Raw genomic sequence first — 3,550 nt, forward strand, 5'->3', positions numbered from 1 at the left:
CGAGCACACCGGCCCCGAGCCGGTACGTCGTCTGCTGCACCGCTATCCGCGGCTGCGGCTGATCGTCGCGCATCTGGGAATGCCCGAATACGCCGAGTTTCTCGATATCTGCGAGGATTCGGCCGACGTCCGGCTGGACACCACCATGGCGTTCACCCCGTTTGTCGACGAAACGATGCCGTTCCCGTCGTCTCAGCTACATCGGCTGCGGCAACTGGGCGACCGCATTCTGTTCGGCAGCGACTTCCCTAACATCCCGTACAGCTACATCGACGCCCTGCGGTCGATCAGCCGACTGCCCGGCATCGACGATGCTTGGCTGCGCAGGGTCTGCTACGAAAACGCCGCCGCGCTGTTTAGCCGATAGCGGCGGGGGCGGAACTCGGCTGCTGTGCGATGGTGCTTGGCCAGCGCAGCCGCGTCAACAGCAGGGCTTCGGGTACCGCGACATGGCCGTCAAGCTGCTGAGTCGACAACGGATGCAACGCCGTTAGCGCCGGCCGGTGATTACCGGAATGCGAGATCAGGCCGGGCAATGGTCCGCCCGCGGCGGGAGGAGCATCGGTGTGGAATGCGCACGCGACGGCCAGCGTCTGCTCGTCGCCCGCCCCGGTGACCTCCAAGGCCGTCCACGTTTCGCGGACCGGGTATGACCAGATCGCAGCGAGGGTATTCGGCAACGCGGTGTCGGCCTTCACCTGGTAGGCCGCAACGTAATCCGCGTTCCCATGCCGGATTCCACCCCAGGTTTCACGAGAGGGCCGGGGGTAGAGCCCGGGAATATCGTCAGGGTCGGCGATGGCGGCCGTCCACCCGCTTTCACGGAGGTGATCGGCGAGTCGGCGGGCTGCGATCTCGGCGGTCTCGTGCAGCGGAATTTGCGGCGAACGAGCCTGCAGTGCCGCGAGGTTGTCGGCTGCCGACACGGTCAGCCCGATCCACGTTTCCCGCTGGGGCACACCGGTTTCGGATGCGGTATCACGGCTGGTGATACGGATGGCATCCGCGCGCAGGCCGTAGCGGTCGGCATAGCTGGCGATCAGCGGCAGGGGCAGCGCATCGGGACCCGCTGCCGGCGGGGCGACGCGCAGCAGCGCGGTGGTCCGCACATCGGTACCGGATCCACCGGCCTGGCGCACACCGCGTTTGGGGCGACGCATCGCCAACCGACGACGCAGAATCGTCGTCACCGGCAGCCCGCGCCACCGAGCCAGCAGCGTGATCGCCACGGCGACAGCGATACCGAGCACCCAACGCTCACGCACCGAATGCCACGGAAAGCCCATGGCTGCGGCCACAACGGCCAATGCCACCAACGTAATCCGCCCCGTGGACGGTGCTATGGATTGATGAGGCCTCACTGGGTGAGCTCCTTTCGTCGGCGTGCGGCGATCGCGGCGGCAGCTACCACGGCCAACATCAGGGCCGCAGTCCCGGCGAACGCGACGATCCGCGGCATCGGGCTCTTCGGTGCCGGTTCAGGCGGCGCCGCAACGTGTTTCACCGGTGCTTTGTCGTGCTTGTTAGCGGCGGGCAGCTCCCAGGTCAGCGCGGCCACCGGGTCGAGGGTGCCGGCGCCGACGACATTGGACGGCGCGCGGGCCCCGTTGCGCGCGGTTGCGGTGATGCGGTGGATCACCTGGGTGGCGTTGAGATCTGGATACTTACTGCGAACCAGCGCCGCGACACCGGATACGTAGCCGGCGGCGTAGCTGGTGCCGTTGAGCGGCACCAGCTGCTGGTGCTCATTGGGCGTCCCGTTGGCAAGCCCCCCGTCGTCGCGGTTGCTCACCGAGGCGATGTTCTCGCCGGGCGCCGCGATGCCCACCCACGGGCCGGCCATCGTGAATTTCGACGGCTGGTCCTCGGGCGTCAGCGAGGCCACCGACAGCACGTATGGCTGCCACCAGGACGGCACCGATACCGACGTGACACCCGCCCAGTTGCGGGGGTCCTCGGGTTGGCTCAAGTCGGTCAGCGGGTTGGATTCACATGACGCTCCGGCGAAACCCGAACCGGTAGAACCACTGTTGCCCGCCGCAGCGACGATCACCGCGTCCTTGTCGACCGCCGCGTACCGGATTGCCGCGCCCAGTTCCGCTTGGTCGACATTGCGATCGGCGGGCAGGCAGGTGACCGCCGAAATGTTGATCACCCGGGCGCCCAGGTCGGCCGCATGCACAATCGCCCGGGCCAACGCGGCCACGTCGACAGCGGCGCGTGCCAGGGTAGGATCGCCGCCGGGAGTTCGCGGCGAGAACTTCGCCGACGTCACCCGCAATGACAGCAGCCGTGCGGCGGGTGCGATTCCGGCGAAGCCGTCATCGCGGGGCTGCCCGGCGATCAGCCCCGCGACCAGGGTGCCGTGTCCGTCGCAGTCGGTGAGGCCGTCGGTGGTCTCCACGTAGTCGCCACCGGGTTGCACGGCCGGCAGCCTCGGCCCCGGCCGTACCCCGGTGTCCAAGACCGCCACCAGCTGGCCGTCGCCGCGGGAAAACCGCCGTGCTGCAGCGGGATCCAGCATCCGCTGATTGGCTGTCGGCAGGCCCGGATCGGTACCCGGGATGACGCCGGAACTACTGCACTCGCCGTTCTTCTCCATCGGCTGCACCGGACCGGGGGCGCCGTTCGGCGGTTTGGCGCCCGGATCGACCTGCGGCTGGTTGATCGCCACCGCGGGCGGGCAGACCCACAGCGCCGCGACTAAAGCCGCTGCGAGGCAACCACATCGCCGCCGGGCGCGGGCAGAGATCATCGATTGAGCACCCAGCTGAACAGGCCGACCAAGTAGGCGATGACCGGGATCAGCGACGCGTCGATTCCGGACGCGACGAAGCCCAGCAACCGGCGCACCGGTAGCGAATAGCTCTCCGGGGAGGCGATCGACGGGTTCAGCGCGACCACCACCCAGGCCAACACCAGCACCGCGAGAACTATTACGGCGCCCAGCGCGGCCGGATACTGCGCTGCGGCGGTGTAGAACACCGCTAACGCCACGCCCACCAGATAGGGCTGGGCCAGCAGCCAGGCCTTGCACGCGGCCGAGTCCCAGACCCGGGCGCGCAGCGCAGCCGCCGCTGAGGTTGCGGCGACCACATACCAGGCCCAGCCGGACAGCGTTTGCGGATGTAATGCAATCGCCACCGACCCGACCGTGCTCAGTAGCACAGCCCCAGCGATGAAACCGATTTGGTGCGCGTCGCTGATGCGTACCCGTCGCGGCAGGTCCTGCAGCACTCGCAGCGACGGCGCTGACGGGGCAGGATCTCCGGGCGCCGGAATGACCGGTAGCGGGAACCGTGCCCACAGCGCGGATAGCTGCGCGGCCTCGACAGTCACCAGCAACGCCACCACGATCAGCACGCAGCCCAGGCTCACCAACGACAGCTGCCATAGCATCGCTGCGCCGGCGGCCAACAGCACGCCCACGCCGAGCACGGCTGTCGCAGTGAAAACCGCGATAGCCCTGCCGCTTTCGCGCTGAGGAAGGATCAGGTTGATCAGTGACCACGCGGTCACCCCGGCTGCGCCAAGTGTCACCTGCGCTGCG

The 3,550-nt window shown here is 68.3% G+C and carries 4 protein-coding genes; 1 reads left to right on the top strand and 3 read right to left on the bottom strand.

Annotated elements, in window-relative coordinates; translation table 11 throughout:
• A partial coding sequence (locus WB785_RS24090; protein ID WP_424082504.1) for an amidohydrolase family protein occupies positions 1-367 on the top strand: 367 nt, incomplete at its 5' end.
• On the opposite strand, the gene eccE is transcribed toward WB785_RS24090, so the two are convergent.
• From eccE to eccD, 3 genes are all read right to left on the bottom strand, one after another.
• Complete coding sequence (gene eccE / locus WB785_RS24095) at positions 357-1,361, bottom strand: type VII secretion protein EccE (RefSeq protein WP_424082506.1); 1,005 nt, start codon at positions 1,359-1,361, stop codon at positions 357-359. The genes WB785_RS24090 and eccE overlap by 11 nt on opposite strands.
• The gene (gene mycP / locus WB785_RS24100; protein WP_424082508.1) at positions 1,358-2,755 is read right to left on the bottom strand and encodes a type VII secretion-associated serine protease mycosin; all 1,398 of its coding nucleotides are present in this window, start codon (positions 2,753-2,755) and stop codon (positions 1,358-1,360) included. Before mycP ends, eccE begins: the two co-directional genes overlap by 4 nt.
• Positions 2,752-3,550 (bottom strand): type VII secretion integral membrane protein EccD (eccD, locus tag WB785_RS24105; protein WP_424082510.1); only part of this gene is annotated, 799 nt, incomplete at its 5' end. The genes mycP and eccD, both read right to left, overlap by 4 nt.

The organism is Mycobacterium sp., assembly GCF_049585075.1.
Classification (GTDB): Bacteria; Actinomycetota; Actinomycetes; order Mycobacteriales; family Mycobacteriaceae; genus Mycobacterium.

Coding starts and splice junctions, on each gene's coding strand:
- mycP (WP_424082508.1), bottom strand. CDS start 2,755: ATGATCTCTGCCCGCGCCCGGCGGCGATGTGGTTGCCTCGCAGCGGCT.